Below are 16,393 nucleotides of genomic sequence, written 5' to 3'. Positions count from 1 at the left end.
GGCGCAGTGTATCACAGGGGGCCGAGTGGATGGGGCATGGGGATGCGCTCACCCGGCAGGCCAACGCCCTGAGGGCAATGAACGGGGTGAATTGCACCTGATTCGGTGCATCTCAGCTCAGCAGTCCTTCGATGACGATGGCCTGACGGGCGGGGGCCGAGCCTGCGTGCAGCAGCGCCGTGCTGACCACCTCGTCCATCATGGCGCGGGCCAGCCGGGTGAGGGGGCGCAACTGCTCGGGGGCGAGCCCGGCAGGGATCGCCAGCAATATGATGGTCTGCACAGGCCCGAGCACCGAGCCCCACTCGATGGGCTCGGCGCAACTGAGCAGCGAGAGGGCGGGCTGGCGGATGGCGGGGCAGATCACGTGGGGCATGGCGAGGCCGGGCCGGATGATGGTGGCGGCGATCTGCTCGCGCTTGGTGATGGCCTGCTCAAGCATGGGCCTGTCGCGCACCAGCTCGGCGGGCAAGAGATCGACCAGCACCCTCAGGGCCAGGGATTTGTCCAGCGATGCCGTCGCGTGCCCCAGCTGGGCGAGGGAAAAACAGTAGTCGGGCTGGGCGAGGCCAAGGCGCTGTTCGGCCTGGGCGGCGGTGGCGGGGCGGCCAAGGGGCTGGCCCAGCTCCACGCACCAGCAGGTAAAGGCCATGTGGGCCAGCTCGGCATCCAGTCCTTCGATGAGCAGCAGACAGAGATCGCCGGGCTGGGTGGCCAGGGTGAGCAGGGAGAGCTGGTTGGTCGCCTCCACCGTCTGGCGGCGGCTGACGTTGATGAACTGGATATGGGACTTGAACAGTCCGGCCAGCCGGCTCAGCTGCTTGGCCTGGGTGATGGTCAATCCCAGCTGGCAGAAGAAGGTGAGCTCGCGGGTGAGCATTCAGGCGTCGGCGGTGGCGGTTTTGAGCACGGCGTTGGCGTCCAGCAGCACGGATTCCAGCGATACCTGGCGAACCCGGCAGCCGAGGAAGCGATCCTTCTGCTCAATCTCGATGTCGGAGGCGATCAGCACCAGATCGGCGCAGGCGATGTCCCGCGCGGTGAGAATGTTCTCCAGTCCCATGGCGCCCTGGGTTTCAACCTTGATCTTGAGCCCCAGCTTGTCGGCGGCTTTTTGCAGCGCCTCGGCGGCCATGTAGGTGTGGGCTATGCCGGTGGGGCAGGCGGTGACGGCGAGGATCTTCATCGGTTCTCGAAGCAAGGAGAGGTGGGCCAACAAGATAGCGCCAAGGGGCGGACTTTGCCAAAGCTGCGGGGCAAAAATGGGATCTTGGCAGCCCAGTGGTGCCTGCGTGCACAGAGGATGGCAATAGCCTGGATTCATCTGCTGACGATGGGGGCGACAATAAAAAACCGGCCCCGCCAGAAGGCGGGGCCGGTTGCATTCAGTTAACGCGGGTTCAGGCTGACTGGGTTGCCAGCTCGGCGGCGTTCAGTTCACGCTGGTTCAGACGGATTGAGTAGCCAGGGTAGCGGCTTTCAGTTCCCGTTTGATACGGCGGATCTTGCGCTCCTCGGCCACGGCCACGCAGGCCATCAGCACCAGACAGGCGGCGGCTGCCATGTCCAGCGCCGCGAAGGTGCCGGCCCAGCCGGTCAGACCGAAGATGGGGGTGCCATCGGCGATCATGCCCAGACCCAGCTTGGCGAAGCTGTCACCTATGAGGTAGGCGAAGGTGCCCTTGACGCCATCGGCCACGCTTATGCCCTGCTTGGGTACGAAGCCCACTGCGGCCACGCCGATCAGCAGTTGCGGACCAAACACCAGGAAGCCCAGGGTGAACAGTGAGCCCAGGAACATGAACTGGGTGGTGGCGTGCTGGTAGAGACCCAGGGTCGCGATGATCAGCGCCAGTGCCACGCAAGCCACCAGACCACGACGGCCGTTGGCCAGATCGGAGAGGTAGCCCCACATCAGGGTGCCGACCAGGGCGCCTACTTCGAAGAAGGTGAAGCCCTGGATGGCGATCTCCTTGGAGAAGCCCAGCTCCTGGTGAGCGTATACGGTGGACCACTGGTCGATGCCGATGCGCACCACGTAGAGGAAGATGTTGGCAAAGCAGAGCAGCCAGATCACCTTGTTCATCAGCACGTACTTGACGAAGATCTGGCCCTTGGTCAGCTTCTGCTCCTCGGTGGCGATATCTTCTTCGCTGGCCACCTCGTCAAACAGCTCCTCCACCTTGCCCAGGCCATAGGCTTCCGGTGAATCGCTGCCGAAACGCAGGCCAACGAAGCCGACCACCAGCGCTATGATGGACGGGAAGATGAACATGCCGAGCACGTTGCCATCGAACAGGTAGTTGGCACCGAACAGCGCCACACCGGCCGCGCCGGCACCGCCCACGTTGTGGGAGAGGTTCCACATGCCGAGATAGGTGCCGCGCTTGTTGCGGGGGGTCCACTTGGTGATGGTGGAGTAGCTGCAGGAGCCGCCACAGCTCTGGAAGAAGCCGCTCAGCGCATAGAAGAAGATCATGAAGTAGAGGCTAAAACCCGTGCCGCCCATGCTGGCGCTGAAGCCCAGCATGCAGAGGGCGGAGAGGATCAGCATCAGCGGCAGGAACTGCTTGGTGTTCTTGCCATCGGCGTAGTAGGAGACGACCGTCTTGCCCACCCCGTAGGTGATGGAGAAGCCAAGGCCAATCATACCGAGCTCAGTCATGGAGAGGCCGTACTCCTGGATCATGTCATTCTGCGCAATGTTGAAGTTCTTGCGGATCAGATACATGGTCAGATAGCCAATAAATACAACCAGATAGGATTGCATAAAGGGCTTGAACCAGAGTTTGCGCCGGGCTGCGACCGGCAAGTCCAGGGTCGGGACCCGCACCTGTTTGAGAAAATCCAACATATTCATCCTCTGCGAGATAGTCGGTATTTCCGCCGCGCCCCTCACTTTTTGGTTGGTGTTAGAGGTCGCGCCACGGAAAGGACAACAGCAAGAGGTTGGACTGTGCGCCTCGCTCTCCTGTCGATTGAACCCATGCCCACTCCCTGCGCCACTGCGAGGGTCGGGTAACTACATCAGGTAGCGTGACTTTAATGAGGCGCGGCGCAAATGGCGTGAGAGCCATCCCTAGGGGCATTAGGAAAATTTCCTAGTTTGGCGGGATCCGGCCATGAAGCGTGAAGGGGATCACAGCGTGGCGGCCCACGGCGGCCTGGTGACTGCGGCGATCCGGCGCGCAGGAGATGAGGGGACGGAGAGCAAAACGTGGGCTGGCCCGGCAGATCAACGGCCGCGCCGGTGCAACATCAGGTGCAATGAAAGAGGCCACCCGCAGGTGGCCTCTTGTCGTATGAGCGTGATAAGGGGATCAGGCCGCCTTGGCCAGTTCCACCTCGTCGGTTTTCTTCACCCGCAGTTTTTTCAGGGCAACCGCCACCACGCCGGTGACGATGGCGCCGCAGATCATGCAAAGCAGGGCCAGCAGCGGCTTGTTGACCGCGCCCAGCAAGGCGACTATGGGGCCACCGTGGGCCACGCTGTTGGTAATGCCGAACAGGAAGGCCATCACGGCGGCTGTCATGCTGCCCAGCACGTTGGCCGGAATGACCGCCAGCGGGTCGCGAGCGGCGAACGGGATCGCCCCCTCTGAGATACCCACCAGGCCCATGGCTCCGGCGGCTTTGCCCGCCTCGATTTCTGAGGCATCGAAGATACCCAGCTTGCGACCGAGTACAGTTGCGAGCGACATACCGAGCGGCGCGGCCGGGATGGCGCAGGCCATGGCACCCATGAACTGGGTCTGGCCGGAGGCTATCATGCCCACCGAAAACAGGAAGGCCACCTTGTTGACCGGGCCGCCCATATCAAAGCCGGCCATACCCCCCAGCACTATGCCCAGCAGCACCAGGCTGCCACCGCTCATGGAGAGCAGCATGGCGTTCAGACCCGTCATCATGTCGGCGATGGGCGCACCTATGATGAAGATGAAGACGGCGGCGATAAACAGCGATCCGACGATGGGCGCGATCAGGATCGGCACCAGCGGCTGCACCATCTTGTGGTAGTGACGGGTGGCGATCCAGCGCACCAGATAACCGACCAGCAGGCCCGCTATGATGGCACCGATAAAGCCGGTACCGGCGTCGGCGCCGTAGAAGCTGCCGTTGTTGGCGATCCAGCCGCCGATAAAGCCCGGGGCCAGGGCCGGGCGATCACCGATGGCGTAGGCGATGTAGCCCGCTAGAATGGGGATCATCAGGGTGAAGGCGGCCACGCCCACGTTGAGTATCTGGTTCCACATGCTCCCTTCCGGGATCTGCATGCCGCTCGGGGTCGGGTTGCCGCCGATGGCCAGCGCCAGCGCAATCAAGAGACCGCCGGTCACCACGAACGGGATCATGTGAGAAACGCCGTTCATCAGGTAGCGGTAGAGATCCGAGCTGCCGCCTGAGCTCTTCTCTTCGCTCTTGCGCTCATCCTTGTCCGCCACATAGGCGGGGGCCTTTAACGCCTGCTCAATCAGCCCCTTGCCATCCTTGATGGGGGCCTTGACGCCTGTCTTGATGAGCGGCTTGCCGTTGAAGCGGACCATGTCCACCTGTTTGTCACAGGCCACGACTATGGCGCTGGCGCGGGCGATCTCGGCCGCGGTCGGGCTGTTCTTGACGCCGATGGAGCCGTTGGTCTCCACCTTCACCTCGTAACCCAGCTCCTTGGCAGCGCGCTCAAGGGACTCCGCCGCCAGATAGGTGTGGGCGATACCGGCCGGGCAGCCGGTGACACCTATGATGAAGCCTTTGTCGGCAACAGGGGCGGCTTGCTCTTCTTTCTTCTCGAGCAGCAGGGCCAGCGCGGCGGCCGGGGTCTTGGCGGCCAGCAGTTTGGCGATAAAGCCTTCTTCGATCAGCTTGGCGGAGAGCTCGGCCAGCACCTCGATATGGTGGTTGGCGCCACCGGCCGGGGAGGCAATCATGAAGAACAACTTGGACGGCTTGCCATCCTCGGCGCCGTAGTCTATGCCGGCACGGCTGATGCCGATGGCCACCGCCGGGGTGCTCACCGCTGCGCTCTTGGCGTGGGGCAGGGCAACGCCCTCCTCGAAGCCGGTGTTGTCCAGCGCTTCCCGGGCCCACAGATCCTTGATGAACTGTTGCTCATCGCTGACCTTGCCCTGCGCGACCAGCAAGCGGGCCATCTCGCTGAAGACCTCTTCCTTGCGGGTGGCCTTTAAATCGAGCGCGATCAGCTGCTCGTTGATAAGGGTGGTGATCATGGTGTTCTCCCCGCTCCTCGATGGAGCCTGTTGGCATGCCACCCGTGCTGGCACGGCATGCAGACAAAATTGACCTCACTATTATCCCGCCCGCAGGGCAGCACACCTATCGGACAAAGCTGCGGAATACTGGATTTTTGTGCGCCATCACCTCGAGTGTGACCCCGATCGCAAAGCGGGGAGACAAGAGGGATGGGGATGGATTGAATCGCCTGTTATTTTATTTTTGTTATAAATCATGCTTTTATTCTTTTCTGTGATGAGGTGCTCTGGCTGTTCTCCGAGTGTTTGCTCGAGCGAGAGGTTATTTCTTTCTATAAATTTGTGAGGTGAAAAACTGTGGTGGTATGTGAACCAACGCACACAAATGGCAGTGATTGGGGAAGATGAGAAGAGATCACGGGAGGAAAAACTGGAGAAATGGGTTTGGCAGGAGAGGGGAGCGAAAGCTCACTTTGCGAGGCGGTTATATCATATGCGCGACCGAATCGAGCCAGTGCGGAACCCGTTGCCGATACCAGTCCAGATAGCGCTGCGCTTGCGGTTTCTCTCTTCTGGTCAGCAGATTGGTGACCTCAATAATCAGCCAGCACTTCGCCATGATGAGATGGCGCAGCAACCGGTCGCCAGAGAGAAGCGAACTGTGGCGCAGGTAGTGTTCAATGATGGCTTCATACTCCGCCAGTGAACCCACCTGTGGCACCAACGGAGCCAGATCGATGGCCGGGCTGCCATAACCAAATCGCTCCCAGTCAAACAACACCAGCTCACCATTGTCGCGGGTGCCCCAGTTACCCTCATTGCTATCCCCCGAGATGAGACAAGGCTCCGCAAACAGCTCGTGGCCAAGCTGCTGAATATGGTGAATTGTCTCACTGGCTGATTCCGGCAGACAGAGCACAGAGAGCGCCGCGTCGGTATCGGCGAGCGACCAGCTGTGCGCTTTCAGCGCAAAATCGGGTTGATAGCGACTGTTGTGCAGACTGGCCAGCTGAACAAAGGTCTGCTCGCTGTGGTGCAGTTGCGTGAGGGTGACCGGATTGGGGATCTGCTCAAGGAACAGGGCCTCCCCCTCGACTCTGAGCAGAGCCGGGGTGTTGACCCCGCGCAAATGGGGAGCTGCGCGTTGGTAAAAATGGCGCTCGACCGGTGATGCTCCGCTTTTTCTGATGCAAGGAGTGCCATCCAGCATCTGGATATTTACGGAGGCACTCCCCATCTTTGCCAGCTCGTGTTGCGTCATCCAGTCCCCCGTTAGCTATGAATGGCCAGTTGAGTGAGATAGCTATTTACCTCTGCGCGAGTCGTGAAATGGCGCTTATCACTTTGGCATCGTTCAAATAGCTCGCGATGGAATTGGCGGGAGCTTTTGCTGGCTCGCTGCCCATATTCCGATGCCCACACCAGCAGTTTGTGAAAGTTATCTTCGGCTGCCATTGCATCCCGTTGCTTGGTGTTTTCCGAGCCGCGCGATATCAGTGAATCACGGCATACAGACCAGTCGAGATCCAGAAATAGCAAGGTATCGGCGGTATCAAGCAGCTGTTCGGCCAAGGCACCAAATATCCCTTCGACCACCCATGAGGGCTCTTGGGCAAGTGTTTGAATGGCAAAGTCAATCTCATGCTGGGTCGTTTTTGGTTAAAGCCGCCTGGCTGCCAGACAAGAGTGTCCAGATTGACCTCGCGGATATTTAACCGCTCTTTTCTGGAACAGATATCTGGAGGCTGGAAAGTAGAGGTGATGACGCTGAGAGTGGATTAAAAGTAGGTTGGCGGTTCGCCGACATAGCGTGGCCGCCTATGAGAGAAATACATGCAATCACCCCCCGGAATGCGCCTATACCCCAGCCTCTCGTAGAAGTGATGGTCGATATCTGCATGGAGGAAGGTGGCGACGGCATCGGGACTACCCAGCAGCATGCCTGTCACCCCACGTAGCAGATGGGTGCCAAATCCTTGCCCCCTCATCGCAGGTGTCGTTGCCAGTGAACCTATGCCAAAACAGCCCTGGCCAAGGCCAAATCGGTCCCGATAGACGATAAGGGAAGAGACAGGCTGATTGTCCACAATAAGGACATACCACACACCGGAGCGGTATTTTTGACTGGCGTGGCAGCTCGCCAGATATTCAGTCGGTGACAGTCCTTCGCCCCAAGCATCAAAGCCCATCCAGAAGATGGCATTCAGTTCATCTGGGCTGGCTTTTCTTGTCTGCATCCTGCATTCATCCCTTTACCAGTGTCATGGCGATCGATATGGCTCTCGTTGCTTTCGATGAGATGTGGCGACGCTGAATTGATCCCCCCACCATTTATCCCCAGGGCGCTACAGGCTGCTGAGGGTAGGGATAGCCTAGCCCAGTTCAAGGTAGAGTCGCAGCATATCCTTGTGCTGGATGCCGTGCTCCATCAAGGGTTCCGGGTAGTGGATAAGGAAGTGATTTTTTACGACGGTATCGACGCGAAAGCCGTGGCGTTGGTAGTAGGTGAGCTGGTGGCCGAAGCTGCCGGTACCGAGCTCGACGCGGCATACCCCTTTCTCGGCCAGGCTCGTCAGTACGAAGCGCAGCAGGCCGGAGCCGATGCCTTGCTGCTGGCGGTTGGGGGCAACGGCGATATTGAAGATTTCGGCCGTTTGCTCCCCCACCAGACCGGCCACGCAGGCTCCCACTACCTCGTTGCCATTGTTGCCCGCCAGGGCGGCAAAGCCCCAGGATCCGGGCAGATAGGCGGCAATGCGCTGCTCAGCGGGATCCGCCTCCAGCAGCAGCGCCAGCGGCAGTTGACCGGGGTCCATCTCGACAAACGTCATCTTTATCTCGCTTTTATCTTGCTCTGTGTTAGTGATTATCCGGGGCGCGCCGTCCTCTGGGCCTCAATACTCCAGAAACTTCTCCCCGCAGCGCTCGCAGATCAGGTGCTTTACATGGGTGGTCTGGTAAGCCAGCGTTTCGCCAAACGCCCAGTTGGTGATGCTGCTGGAAGTAAAGGCTTGCCAGAAGGCTTTGCGCGGATCCTTGGGCATGATGTCCTGAGTGTGATCGCGGGCGACCAGCACCACGATATGGCGGGTGCGCTCCCGGCATTTGTCACAGCGATGGATTTCACTCGGCGGGTTCTGGTCGTGCGGGTTGCTCATAAAGGGGCTCGTGAAGAGAGTGGGCGCCCATCATATTCCTCTCCACTTGGCTCTCAATCTCTCCTTGCCAACGCAGTGAGCAGGCTCACGTTTTGGCGCTCGCGCTTTTCTGCTTGACCACAACTGTCGCTTGCCTGGCGCCGCAACAGGGCGCCTCAGGCCGACTCTCGTTTTTGCAGATTGGGGGTGATGATATGGCGATGGGGGGCAAGTTCCGGTTGCTGCATCCGGGTCAGCAGCCGCTGGGCGGCCTGGCGGCCAATTTCGCGGGCCGGTGAGCTGACGAAGGTGAGGGCGGGGGAGGTGAGCTCGGCTTCCGCCACGTCGTCAAAACCGAGCAGGGCGACCTGCTGACCTATGTAGTTGTCCTTGCCCACGGTGCGCCCGCTCGCCTCCACCCCGTAAATGCCGCCGAGCGCCACCTCGGGATAGTGGCAGAGCACGGCGGTCACCTTGGGATGCTGGTGCAGCAACTGGGCTATGGTGTCGGCGGCGCTGCGCTGGGTGCGTTCGCACTCGAGCACCCACTCGGGTTTGAAGGGGAGGCCGTATTGCAGCAGGCTGGCGCAGTAGCCGCCGATGCGCTCGGCGCGGGTGAGGGAGTCGGCCCGCCCGCCCACGTAGGCGATATGGCGGTGGCCCTGTTCGATGAGATAGGTGGTGGCCTGCTGGGCGGCGTGGGTGTTGTCGGGGCCGATAAAGTCCACGTCATCACGATAGTAGGAGCGTGCGGCGCACACCACCGGCAACTGTGAGCCCAGCAGGGTCTCCAGGGTTTTGGCCGCCGCGCCGCGCACCGGATTGAAGATGATGCCTGCTACCCCCTGCCGTGACAGCGACTGTATGCTCTGCTGCAACCGCTCCGGGCTGTGGCCGCACTGGGTCAGAAACAGCAGATAGCCCTGCTGCTCCAGCACCTCGCTCACCCCTGCCGTGACCTCGGTATAGAAGGGATCGGTGATGTCGCGCAGGATCAGGCCCACCAGGTTGGACTGCTGGCTGCGCAGGTTGGCGGCGGCGCTGTTGGGCACGTAATCGAGTTGCTTGATGGCCTGCTGCACCCGCTCGGCAGTCGCCGGCGAGATGCGTCCCTTGCCGCGCAATACCATGGAGACGGTAGTGACCGAGACCCCCGCCAGCTGGGCGACATCGGTGATCTTGGCGTTTTTCGATACAAGCAGTTTGGGCGACATAGGTTTGGACGGCATGGGTTGTGACGACATAGGGCGAGTGCTGCAGCCATGGGCAAAGAGACCGGAGAACCACAGCATACCCCCTCGTATACCCAAGTGAAACGTTACATCACGGCTGCGCCGATCTGGCTCACAGATTTTGATCCTCTCGCCATTCGGGCCAGCCATTCTGTGATCCTGTCGGCACTTGCGAGTTGATAAAACGTTTTATCATCCGCAAAACCTGATGCAGGCTCTCTCCGCTGTTTGCCCTCGCCGAGTGCAGTGCGGGAGATCGGCATCGAGACGCGACCTTCACTTCACAAGGATCAGACACATGGCCAAGTCCCCCGCCAAATCCACCATATGGGAGTTTCTGCAGAGCCTCGGCAAGACCTTTATGCTGCCGGTCGCCCTGCTGGCCTTCTCCGGTATCCTGCTCGGTGTCGGCAGTTCGCTCACCAGCGATGCGGTCAAGCAGAGCATGCCCTTCCTCGACAACATGGTGTTGCAACTGCTGTTCCTCTGGATGACCAAGGTGGGGCTGGTGGCCTTTATCTACCTGCCGGTGATGTTTGCGGTCGCCATTCCGCTCGGGCTGGCCCGTGAAGAGAAGGGGGTCGCAGCCTTTGCCGGTTTCGTCGGCTATGCGGCGCTCAACCTCTCCATCAACTTCTACCTCACGGTGGCCAACGTCATCGGTGATGCGGCGGCGGAGAAGGCCTACGGGGTGAAATCGATCCTCGGCATCAGCTCCATCGACACCGGCATTCTGGGGGCCATCATAGTCGGGGTGATCGTCGCCAAACTGCACGCCCGGTTCTACACCTACAAGATGCCAGATGCGCTCGCCTTCTTCGGCGGAGCCCGCTTCGTGCCCATCATCACGGCGCTGGTGCTGGGAGTGGTCGGCCTGGTGGTGCCCCTGGTCTGGCCCTGGTTCGCGGCCGGCATCAACGGCATAGGGACGCTTATCTCCCACGCCGGTCCCTTCGGCCCCTTCCTGTTCGGTACCGGCGAGCGTCTGCTGCTGCCGCTCGGCCTGCACCACATTCTGGTGGCGCTCATTCGCTTCACCGAGGCGGGCGGCACGTCGCTTGTGTGCGGCAACGAGGTAAGCGGCGCGCTCAATATCTTCTACGCCGAGCTCTCCTGCGCCGACACCACCCAGTTCTCGGTGTCGGCCACCTCCTTCCTCTCTCAGGGCAAGATGCCCGCCTTCCTCGGCGGCCTGCCGGGGGCGGCGCTCGCCATGTATCACTGCGCCCGCCCGGAAAATCGCGGCAAGATCAAGGCGCTGCTGGTCTCCGGCGTGGTGGCCTGCGTCATCGGCGGCATCACTGAGCCGCTGGAGTTTCTGTTCCTGTTCGTGGCGCCCGTGCTCTATGTCATCCACGCCATCCTGACCGGTCTGGGCTTCATGACCATGGGGCTGCTCGGCGTCACCATAGGCAACACAGACGGCAACCTCATCGATTTTCTGGTGTTCGGCGTGCTGCAGGGCACCGCCACCAAGTGGTATCTGGTGCCGATGGCGGCGGCCATCTGGTTTGCCATTTACTACGGCGTGTTCCGCTTCGCCATAGTGCGCTTCAACCTGAAAACCCCTGGTCGTGAAAAAGAGAGCCGCGAGATTGAGGCCAGCGAGGCTGCCCAACCGGCCGGCAAGAAGGCGGGCAACAGCGGTTACAACGGTGAAATCATCCTCAACGCCTTGGGCGGTGCCGATAACATACTGGCGCTGGATAACTGCATCACTCGCCTGCGGATGTCGGTACAGGACATGAGCCGGGTCGATGACAAGGTATTGAAGGCGAACGGCGCCATCGGGGTGATCAAGCTTGACGAGCACAACCTGCAGGTGGTGATAGGCCCTCAGGTGCATCTGGTGAAAAACCAGCTGCAGAGCCTGATGGGGGCATGATCCGGCCCGCCTGCTGCCTTGATCCTACGGGGGCGCCATGCCCCCTTGTTCATTCGTGTTTTTGCTGGCGAGAGAAAAAGAGATGTCCAACACAGAACCGTTTGATTTTGACCGCCTGGTCGATCGCCACGGCACCTACTGTACCCAGTGGGACTATGTGGCCGACCGCTTCGGCCACGCCGACCTGCTCCCCTTTACCATCTCCGACATGGATTTCGAGACAGCCCCCTGCATTCGCCAGACCCTGGCAACGCGCCTCGAGCACGGGGTCTTTGGCTACAGCCGCTGGAATCACGGCGACTTCAAGGGGGCGGTCAGCGACTGGTTTGCCCGCCGCTACGGGGCCAAGCTCGACCCCGAGACTCTGGTCTACGGCCCCTCTGTCATCTATGTGATCGCCCAACTGGTGAGCCTCTGGTCGGCGCCGGGGGAGGGCGTGCTGGTGCATACCCCCGCCTACGACGCCTTCGGCAATATGCTGGCTGCCAATGGCAGGGTGCTGTTGCCATGCCCGCTAATAAAGGCGCAGGGGAGTTACCAGATCGACTGGGCTTGCTTCGAGCAACAGGCCGCTCGCCCCGATTGCCGCATCCTGCTGCTGTGCAGCCCCCACAACCCCACAGGCCGGGTCTGGACGCGGGATGAGCTGAGCCGGATGGCCGCCATCTGCCAACGCCACGGGGTCAGGGCCATCTCGGATGACATCCATATGGATATCAGCTTCGCCCCCTACCTGCCCTGGAGTGAGGTGGCGGTAGATGATGGCTGGGCACTGGTCAGCTCGGGCTCCAAATCCTTCAATATCCCGGCCCTTGGCGGTGCCTACGCCTTTATCGCCAACGCGGATGCGCGGGCGGCCTACCTGCGGCGGCTCAAGGCGGCTCATGGTCTGTCATCGCCACCCATTCTCGGGGTGCTGGCCCATATCAGCGCCTATCGGGACGGTGGCTCCTGGCTCGATGCTCTGAAAAGCTATCTGCACGGCAACCTCGCTCATGTGGCGGCGCGGCTCAACACCGTTTTCCCCGCCATCGACTATCGGGTGCCCGAGGGGACCTATCTCGCCTGGATTGATCTGCGCGGCCTTGGCATCGACACCACCGAACGGATGGATGCGTTGCAAACCTTGCTGGTGGAGAAATACCGGGTCGCCATCATGCGCGGCGACACCTACGGCCCGGAAGGCACAGGCTATATCCGCCTCAACGTCGGCTGCCCGCGCTCGAAGGTAGAGCAGGGACTCGATGCCCTGATCGCCGCGCTGCAGGAGCTGCTTGCCGGATAGAGAACCGCCGCCCTCGGGCGGCGGTTGTTATTTCGAGGCCGCCTTTTCAGGCTTGTAACGGGTCTGCTCTATCTGATCGAAGCGCAGGATCAGGGTATCGCCCCCCTTGAGGCGGTAGGCGCAGTGAGAGCCGTTGCAGGCGATGCGGATATGGGGCTCATCCCCCAGCAGAGGAGACTGACTATGGGCCTCGGTCAGCGGCCACTTGCCTTGCTCTAACTGGTCTATCTGCTTTTTGGCAAAAGCTTCTCCCATCGGCTTGAGGTGTTCAGACGCCATGATGACCAACAAGGGAGGCACGACAAAAACAGCGAGTTTTAAAATAGAGCTCTGCAACCAGAGCATGATGTTGAAGGTTAAGGGGGCTGGGTAGTTATTGGCGATTTTTCCTCCCTTTAGTACGAGAAGGCTTAGGACAAAGAAGCGGATAACCCACCAGGAGAGTGTCAGACGCCACCTCACGGCAAACAACATGGCAAAGAGAGCAAGAAAAAGCGTTCCTAGCGCAACGATTACTGGGACTACGTAGGGTAAAAGCAGCTGGATCAGCAGATAGAAACCGGTAAAAAGCGTGATATCGGCGGGTGGAGAAAACTCAGTTGACTCCAGTCTGAATTGCCCCAGGTAACCTTGGTAATAGCGCATTCCCACAAAGTACACAGCCGCTGTCAGCAAGGGGATCAGAGCGCATAGAATACCGACGAATCCCAGCATGCCTCCTTTCTTTTCTTCCTCGTTTTTTGCCGCCCGCAGTTCTTGTAAATGTTTTTTAAGCCAGCGTCTGCGCAGGGTGTTCAGATCCAGATCTGGTGTCATCAAATCCCTTCTTGTGCCTTGGCCCTAGTCGGTTGGGGCGATGGATAAGCCATCGAGGATGTTTGCGTGCCTTATATGGCATGGCGGTCGGTATTCTGTCAGAGAATGGCGCGACTGCGAAACAGCACCTTGCCGCAAGCAAGGCAGGTGTGACGCAGGCGGTAATCACCGGAGCCGGTCAGCGGCTGGAATAGCACCTTGTGGGAACCGCAGGCGTAGCAGCTGGCGTTCTCGTCATCCTCGGTGGCGCACTCGGGATGCAGGTTGAGGTACTCGGGCAGGGTGGGCAGCTTGTCCCAGTCGGGCTGAGTGACAGAGCGGTTCTTGAGGATGATGCCGGCGGTCACCAGACCCGCCAGGGTGAGCAGTACGTCAGTCAATTCCATGAGCGTCAAGGCTCCGTCCGTGAGGGGCCGCAGGGCCGTGGGATATGCAGTTGCAATATGGCTCCTATCTTATCGATCCTGAGGGTGAGGGCGCTATCCCCGTTCGGGCGGCTGACGAGCGGGGCTTGCAGCTGCCTGATGCCGAGATAAAAGAAGGGGCCCTTGGCCCCTTCTGTCGTAGGTACTCTCAAGTGCCGTTATCAGGCCACCTTGCTGCCCGGCTGGGTGCGGGCCAGCAGCCCTTCCGGGTTGTGGATGGCCTCCCTGGTCTTCACATCGATGACCTCGATATTGGCGAAGCGCTCCCGGTTCTTGATGGCCACATCGTGGGCCAGGATGACACAGCGGGCATTGGCCACATCCTTGGCTGTGATGCGGTTGATGATGCCGTTGGCGCCCTGGGTTTCCACTTTGAGCTTGATGCCGGCCTTGGCGGCCGCCTTTTGCAGGCTCTTGGCGGCGAGGAAGGTGTGGGCCACGCCGGACGGGCAGGCGGTGATGGCTAGCACGTCCGCTTCCCCTTCCGCTTCGATGATCTGATAGCCGCTATCGTCGGCTGTCACTGTCTCATCCTCTGTCACCGGCTTTTTCAGCAGGTTGACGATGATGGCGGTGGTCAGGGCGCCGAGCACGGTACCCAGGATGTAGCCCATCTTGCCTTCAACAACCGGCAGCACAATCCAGCCGCCCCAGGGGGCATGGTTGATGCTGTGCATCATGAAGCCTGTGATGTTGCCGACGATCCCACCCGCGACGATTGCCGGAATGACCCGCACAGGATCGGCGGCGGCGAAGGGTATGGCACCTTCACTGATACCGATCATGCCCATGATGGCGGCCGCCTTGCCCGCTTCACGCTCTTCCTTCTTGTAGCGACGCGGTGAGAGCAGGGTTGCCAGCGCCATGCCGAGCGGTGGCACGCAGATGGCGATGCCGACCCCGCCCATCAGCCAGGGTTGGGTGTTGACCTGGGTCTGGGCGAACAGGGTCGCCACCTTGTTGACCGGGCCGCCCATATCAAAGGCGGTCATGCCGCCCAGGATGGCGCCCAGCATTACCTTGCCGGAGCCCGCCATGCTGGAGAGCCAGTGGTTCATCCCCTCCATCATGGCGGCGATGGGCGCACCTATCACCCACATGACGATGCCGCACACCAGGAAGGTGCCGATCAGCGGATAGATGAAGATGGAGCCCAGCGAACTCATGGAGTCCGGTAGCTTGATGCGTTTGAGCTGATTGACGATAAGGCCGGCGATGAAACCCACCAGGATGGCGCCGAGAAAACCTGTGTGGAACTGCTGCACCGCTATCCAGGAGCCGATCATGCCGGGCGCCAGCCCCGGTTTGTCCGCCATTGAGTAGGCGATATAGCCGCCGAGCACGGCGGTAAACAGGGTGAGCCCCGCTATCCCCATGTCGGCCATGTCCTTGAGCACGCCCGCCTCGGGCACGGCGCCCTTGCCGCTCATCATCACGGAGAGCGACAGCAAGACGCCCCCCGCGACTATGAAGGGGATCATGTGGGAGGTGCCAAACAGCAGGTGCTGCTTGAGGGTATTGAGCTGGGCCTTGATGCTGCGATCCTGGGGTTCAGGTGCACTGGCTCGCGGTTGAGTTGTTGCCTCGGCGCGCACCGGCTGCTTGCCGGCTAGGCCGATAGTCGCCGTGGCTGCCAGCAGCTTGAGCACTTCGGCCTTGCTGGTGGCCGCCTGCATCCGGGGGATAAAGCCGGGTTCCAGCAGCTTGGTGGAGAGCTCGGCCAGCACCTCGATATGGTGGTTGGCGCCGCCCGCCGGGGAGGCAATCATGAAAAACAGTTTGGACGGCAGTCCATCCTCGGCGCCGTAGTCGATCCCCTGCCGGCTGATGCCGATGACGATGGCGGGCTGCAACACGGCCTCGCTCTTCGCGTGGGGCAGGGCAACCCCCTGTTCAAAACCCGTGTTGTCGAGGTTTTCCCGTGCCCAGAGGTCGCGCACGAACTGATCCTGATTGCCTATCTTGCCGCTGGCTTTGAGCCGGGCGGCCAGTTCGACAAACAGTCCCTGCTTGTCGGTGGCTGCTATGTCGAGGCAGATCAGTCCTTCATCTATCAAGGTGGTGAGCATAGGTGTCTCCTGGCTCTGCGAGCCCTGGTGATATGAGTAACGAATGGAGCAAACGATTGACCTGCCTATTGTTTCTCCCAAGCCATGTCACCGAAATCGGATATATGTGCCCTTTACTGGATTTTTGTGTCAGTTCCCTCACCCTGTGAGCCGGTTCGCATTTTTGTTTATGCCATCTCCTTGGCCAATTTTTGATTAAAGCTTTTTAAAAACAGATGCTTGAGTTTTTCAGTCAAATGAGAATAAAGAGAAGGCGGGACATTAGCCCCCTGAACCGGCAAGCATGGATGGAGATTTGTGCGCCCTTGTCACCTTTTGAAATGTGAGCCGCTTGGCA

General features: G+C 60.5%; 15 protein-coding genes. 2 read left to right on the top strand and 13 right to left on the bottom strand.

All coding sequences use genetic code 11. From position 1 onward, the window contains the following. Positions 1-112 precede the first annotated feature (112 nt). The 10 genes from ACM3N8_RS04715 to ACM3N8_RS04670 form a co-directional block, all read right to left on the bottom strand. Complete coding sequence (locus tag ACM3N8_RS04715) at positions 113-880, bottom strand: PTS sugar transporter subunit IIA (protein WP_290017176.1); 768 nt, start codon at positions 878-880, stop codon at positions 113-115. Continuing rightward, positions 881-1,186, bottom strand: coding sequence for a PTS fructose transporter subunit IIB (locus ACM3N8_RS04710; protein ID WP_290021238.1), 306 nt, complete (start codon positions 1,184-1,186; stop codon positions 881-883). A gap of 261 nt (positions 1,187-1,447) precedes the next feature. Then, positions 1,448-2,854 (bottom strand): hexose-6-phosphate:phosphate antiporter, encoded by a 1,407-nt coding sequence (gene uhpT / locus ACM3N8_RS04705; protein WP_043134733.1) that lies wholly within the window; start codon positions 2,852-2,854, stop codon positions 1,448-1,450. Positions 2,855-3,320: 466 nt separating this feature from the next. After that, positions 3,321-5,225: a fructose-specific PTS transporter subunit EIIC gene (locus tag ACM3N8_RS04700; protein ID WP_416015503.1), complete on the bottom strand. Its 1,905-nt coding sequence runs from the start codon at positions 5,223-5,225 to the stop codon at positions 3,321-3,323. A gap of 466 nt (positions 5,226-5,691) precedes the next feature. Then, the gene (locus ACM3N8_RS04695) at positions 5,692-6,468 is read right to left on the bottom strand and encodes a phosphotransferase family protein (RefSeq protein WP_241324549.1); all 777 of its coding nucleotides are present in this window, start codon (positions 6,466-6,468) and stop codon (positions 5,692-5,694) included. 11 nt (positions 6,469-6,479) lie between these two features. Beyond that, positions 6,480-6,779 carry a hypothetical protein gene (locus ACM3N8_RS04690; RefSeq protein ID WP_241280289.1) on the bottom strand — a complete coding sequence of 100 codons (300 nt, stop codon included), beginning with the start codon at positions 6,777-6,779 and terminating at the stop codon, positions 6,480-6,482. Positions 6,780-6,985: 206 nt separating this feature from the next. Further along, a complete protein-coding gene (locus tag ACM3N8_RS04685) occupies positions 6,986-7,444 on the bottom strand; it encodes a GNAT family N-acetyltransferase (protein ID WP_241280287.1) in 459 nt (152 codons plus the stop codon). A gap of 135 nt (positions 7,445-7,579) precedes the next feature. Continuing rightward, positions 7,580-8,038, bottom strand: coding sequence for a GNAT family N-acetyltransferase (locus ACM3N8_RS04680; protein ID WP_241280286.1), 459 nt, complete (start codon positions 8,036-8,038; stop codon positions 7,580-7,582). Between the two features lie 63 nt (positions 8,039-8,101). Next, the gene (locus ACM3N8_RS04675; RefSeq protein WP_041217726.1) at positions 8,102-8,365 is read right to left on the bottom strand and encodes a hypothetical protein; all 264 of its coding nucleotides are present in this window, start codon (positions 8,363-8,365) and stop codon (positions 8,102-8,104) included. Positions 8,366-8,520: 155 nt separating this feature from the next. Continuing rightward, on the bottom strand, positions 8,521-9,558 hold the full coding sequence (locus ACM3N8_RS04670) for a Mal regulon transcriptional regulator MalI (protein ID WP_290017370.1): 1,038 nt from the start codon (positions 9,556-9,558) through the stop codon (positions 8,521-8,523). A 316-nt stretch (positions 9,559-9,874) separates the two neighbouring features. Here ACM3N8_RS04670 and malX point away from each other — a divergent pair, with 316 nt between their 5' ends. After that, a complete protein-coding gene (malX, locus tag ACM3N8_RS04665; protein WP_416015502.1) occupies positions 9,875-11,461 on the top strand; it encodes a maltose/glucose-specific PTS transporter subunit IIBC in 1,587 nt (528 codons plus the stop codon). A gap of 82 nt (positions 11,462-11,543) precedes the next feature. Then, positions 11,544-12,746, top strand: a complete 1,203-nt coding sequence (locus ACM3N8_RS04660; RefSeq protein WP_416015501.1) for a MalY/PatB family protein — start codon at positions 11,544-11,546, stop codon at positions 12,744-12,746. 27 nt (positions 12,747-12,773) lie between these two features. Here ACM3N8_RS04660 and ACM3N8_RS04655 read toward each other — a convergent pair whose 3' ends face one another. The 3 genes from ACM3N8_RS04655 to ACM3N8_RS04645 form a co-directional block, all read right to left on the bottom strand. Then, positions 12,774-13,562 (bottom strand): hypothetical protein, encoded by a 789-nt coding sequence (locus tag ACM3N8_RS04655; RefSeq protein WP_290017170.1) that lies wholly within the window; start codon positions 13,560-13,562, stop codon positions 12,774-12,776. A gap of 98 nt (positions 13,563-13,660) precedes the next feature. Further along, a complete protein-coding gene (locus tag ACM3N8_RS04650) occupies positions 13,661-13,948 on the bottom strand; it encodes a hypothetical protein (RefSeq protein ID WP_065402926.1) in 288 nt (95 codons plus the stop codon). A 200-nt stretch (positions 13,949-14,148) separates the two neighbouring features. Then, on the bottom strand, positions 14,149-16,056 hold the full coding sequence (locus ACM3N8_RS04645) for a PTS fructose transporter subunit EIIC (RefSeq protein WP_416015500.1): 1,908 nt from the start codon (positions 16,054-16,056) through the stop codon (positions 14,149-14,151). Positions 16,057-16,393 lie beyond the last annotated feature (337 nt).

It is taken from the genome of Aeromonas sp. A04 (assembly GCF_047780465.1).
Taxonomy (GTDB): Bacteria; Pseudomonadota; Gammaproteobacteria; order Enterobacterales; family Aeromonadaceae; genus Aeromonas; species Aeromonas bestiarum.
This window is presented reverse-complemented; position numbering and strand designations above follow the sequence as displayed.

What these genes read in the sequence shown, in the direction of transcription:
- ACM3N8_RS04715 (WP_290017176.1), bottom strand. Translation starts at nt 880, where the DNA reads ATGCTCACCCGCGAGCTCACCTTCTTCTGCCAGCTGGGATTGACCATC.
- ACM3N8_RS04710 (WP_290021238.1), bottom strand. Translation starts at nt 1,186, where the DNA reads ATGAAGATCCTCGCCGTCACCGCCTGCCCCACCGGCATAGCCCACACC.
- uhpT (WP_043134733.1), bottom strand. Translation starts at nt 2,854, where the DNA reads ATGTTGGATTTTCTCAAACAGGTGCGGGTCCCGACCCTGGACTTGCCG.
- ACM3N8_RS04700 (WP_416015503.1), bottom strand. Translation starts at nt 5,225, where the DNA reads ATGATCACCACCCTTATCAACGAGCAGCTGATCGCGCTCGATTTAAAG.
- ACM3N8_RS04695 (WP_241324549.1), bottom strand. Translation starts at nt 6,468, where the DNA reads ATGACGCAACACGAGCTGGCAAAGATGGGGAGTGCCTCCGTAAATATC.
- ACM3N8_RS04685 (WP_241280287.1), bottom strand. Translation starts at nt 7,444, where the DNA reads ATGCAGACAAGAAAAGCCAGCCCAGATGAACTGAATGCCATCTTCTGG.
- ACM3N8_RS04680 (WP_241280286.1), bottom strand. Translation starts at nt 8,038, where the DNA reads ATGACGTTTGTCGAGATGGACCCCGGTCAACTGCCGCTGGCGCTGCTG.
- ACM3N8_RS04675 (WP_041217726.1), bottom strand. Translation starts at nt 8,365, where the DNA reads ATGAGCAACCCGCACGACCAGAACCCGCCGAGTGAAATCCATCGCTGT.
- ACM3N8_RS04670 (WP_290017370.1), bottom strand. Translation starts at nt 9,558, where the DNA reads ATGTCGCCCAAACTGCTTGTATCGAAAAACGCCAAGATCACCGATGTC.
- malX (WP_416015502.1), top strand. Translation starts at nt 9,875, where the DNA reads ATGGCCAAGTCCCCCGCCAAATCCACCATATGGGAGTTTCTGCAGAGC.
- ACM3N8_RS04660 (WP_416015501.1), top strand. Translation starts at nt 11,544, where the DNA reads ATGTCCAACACAGAACCGTTTGATTTTGACCGCCTGGTCGATCGCCAC.
- ACM3N8_RS04655 (WP_290017170.1), bottom strand. Translation starts at nt 13,562, where the DNA reads ATGACACCAGATCTGGATCTGAACACCCTGCGCAGACGCTGGCTTAAA.
- ACM3N8_RS04650 (WP_065402926.1), bottom strand. Translation starts at nt 13,948, where the DNA reads ATGGAATTGACTGACGTACTGCTCACCCTGGCGGGTCTGGTGACCGCC.
- ACM3N8_RS04645 (WP_416015500.1), bottom strand. Translation starts at nt 16,056, where the DNA reads ATGCTCACCACCTTGATAGATGAAGGACTGATCTGCCTCGACATAGCA.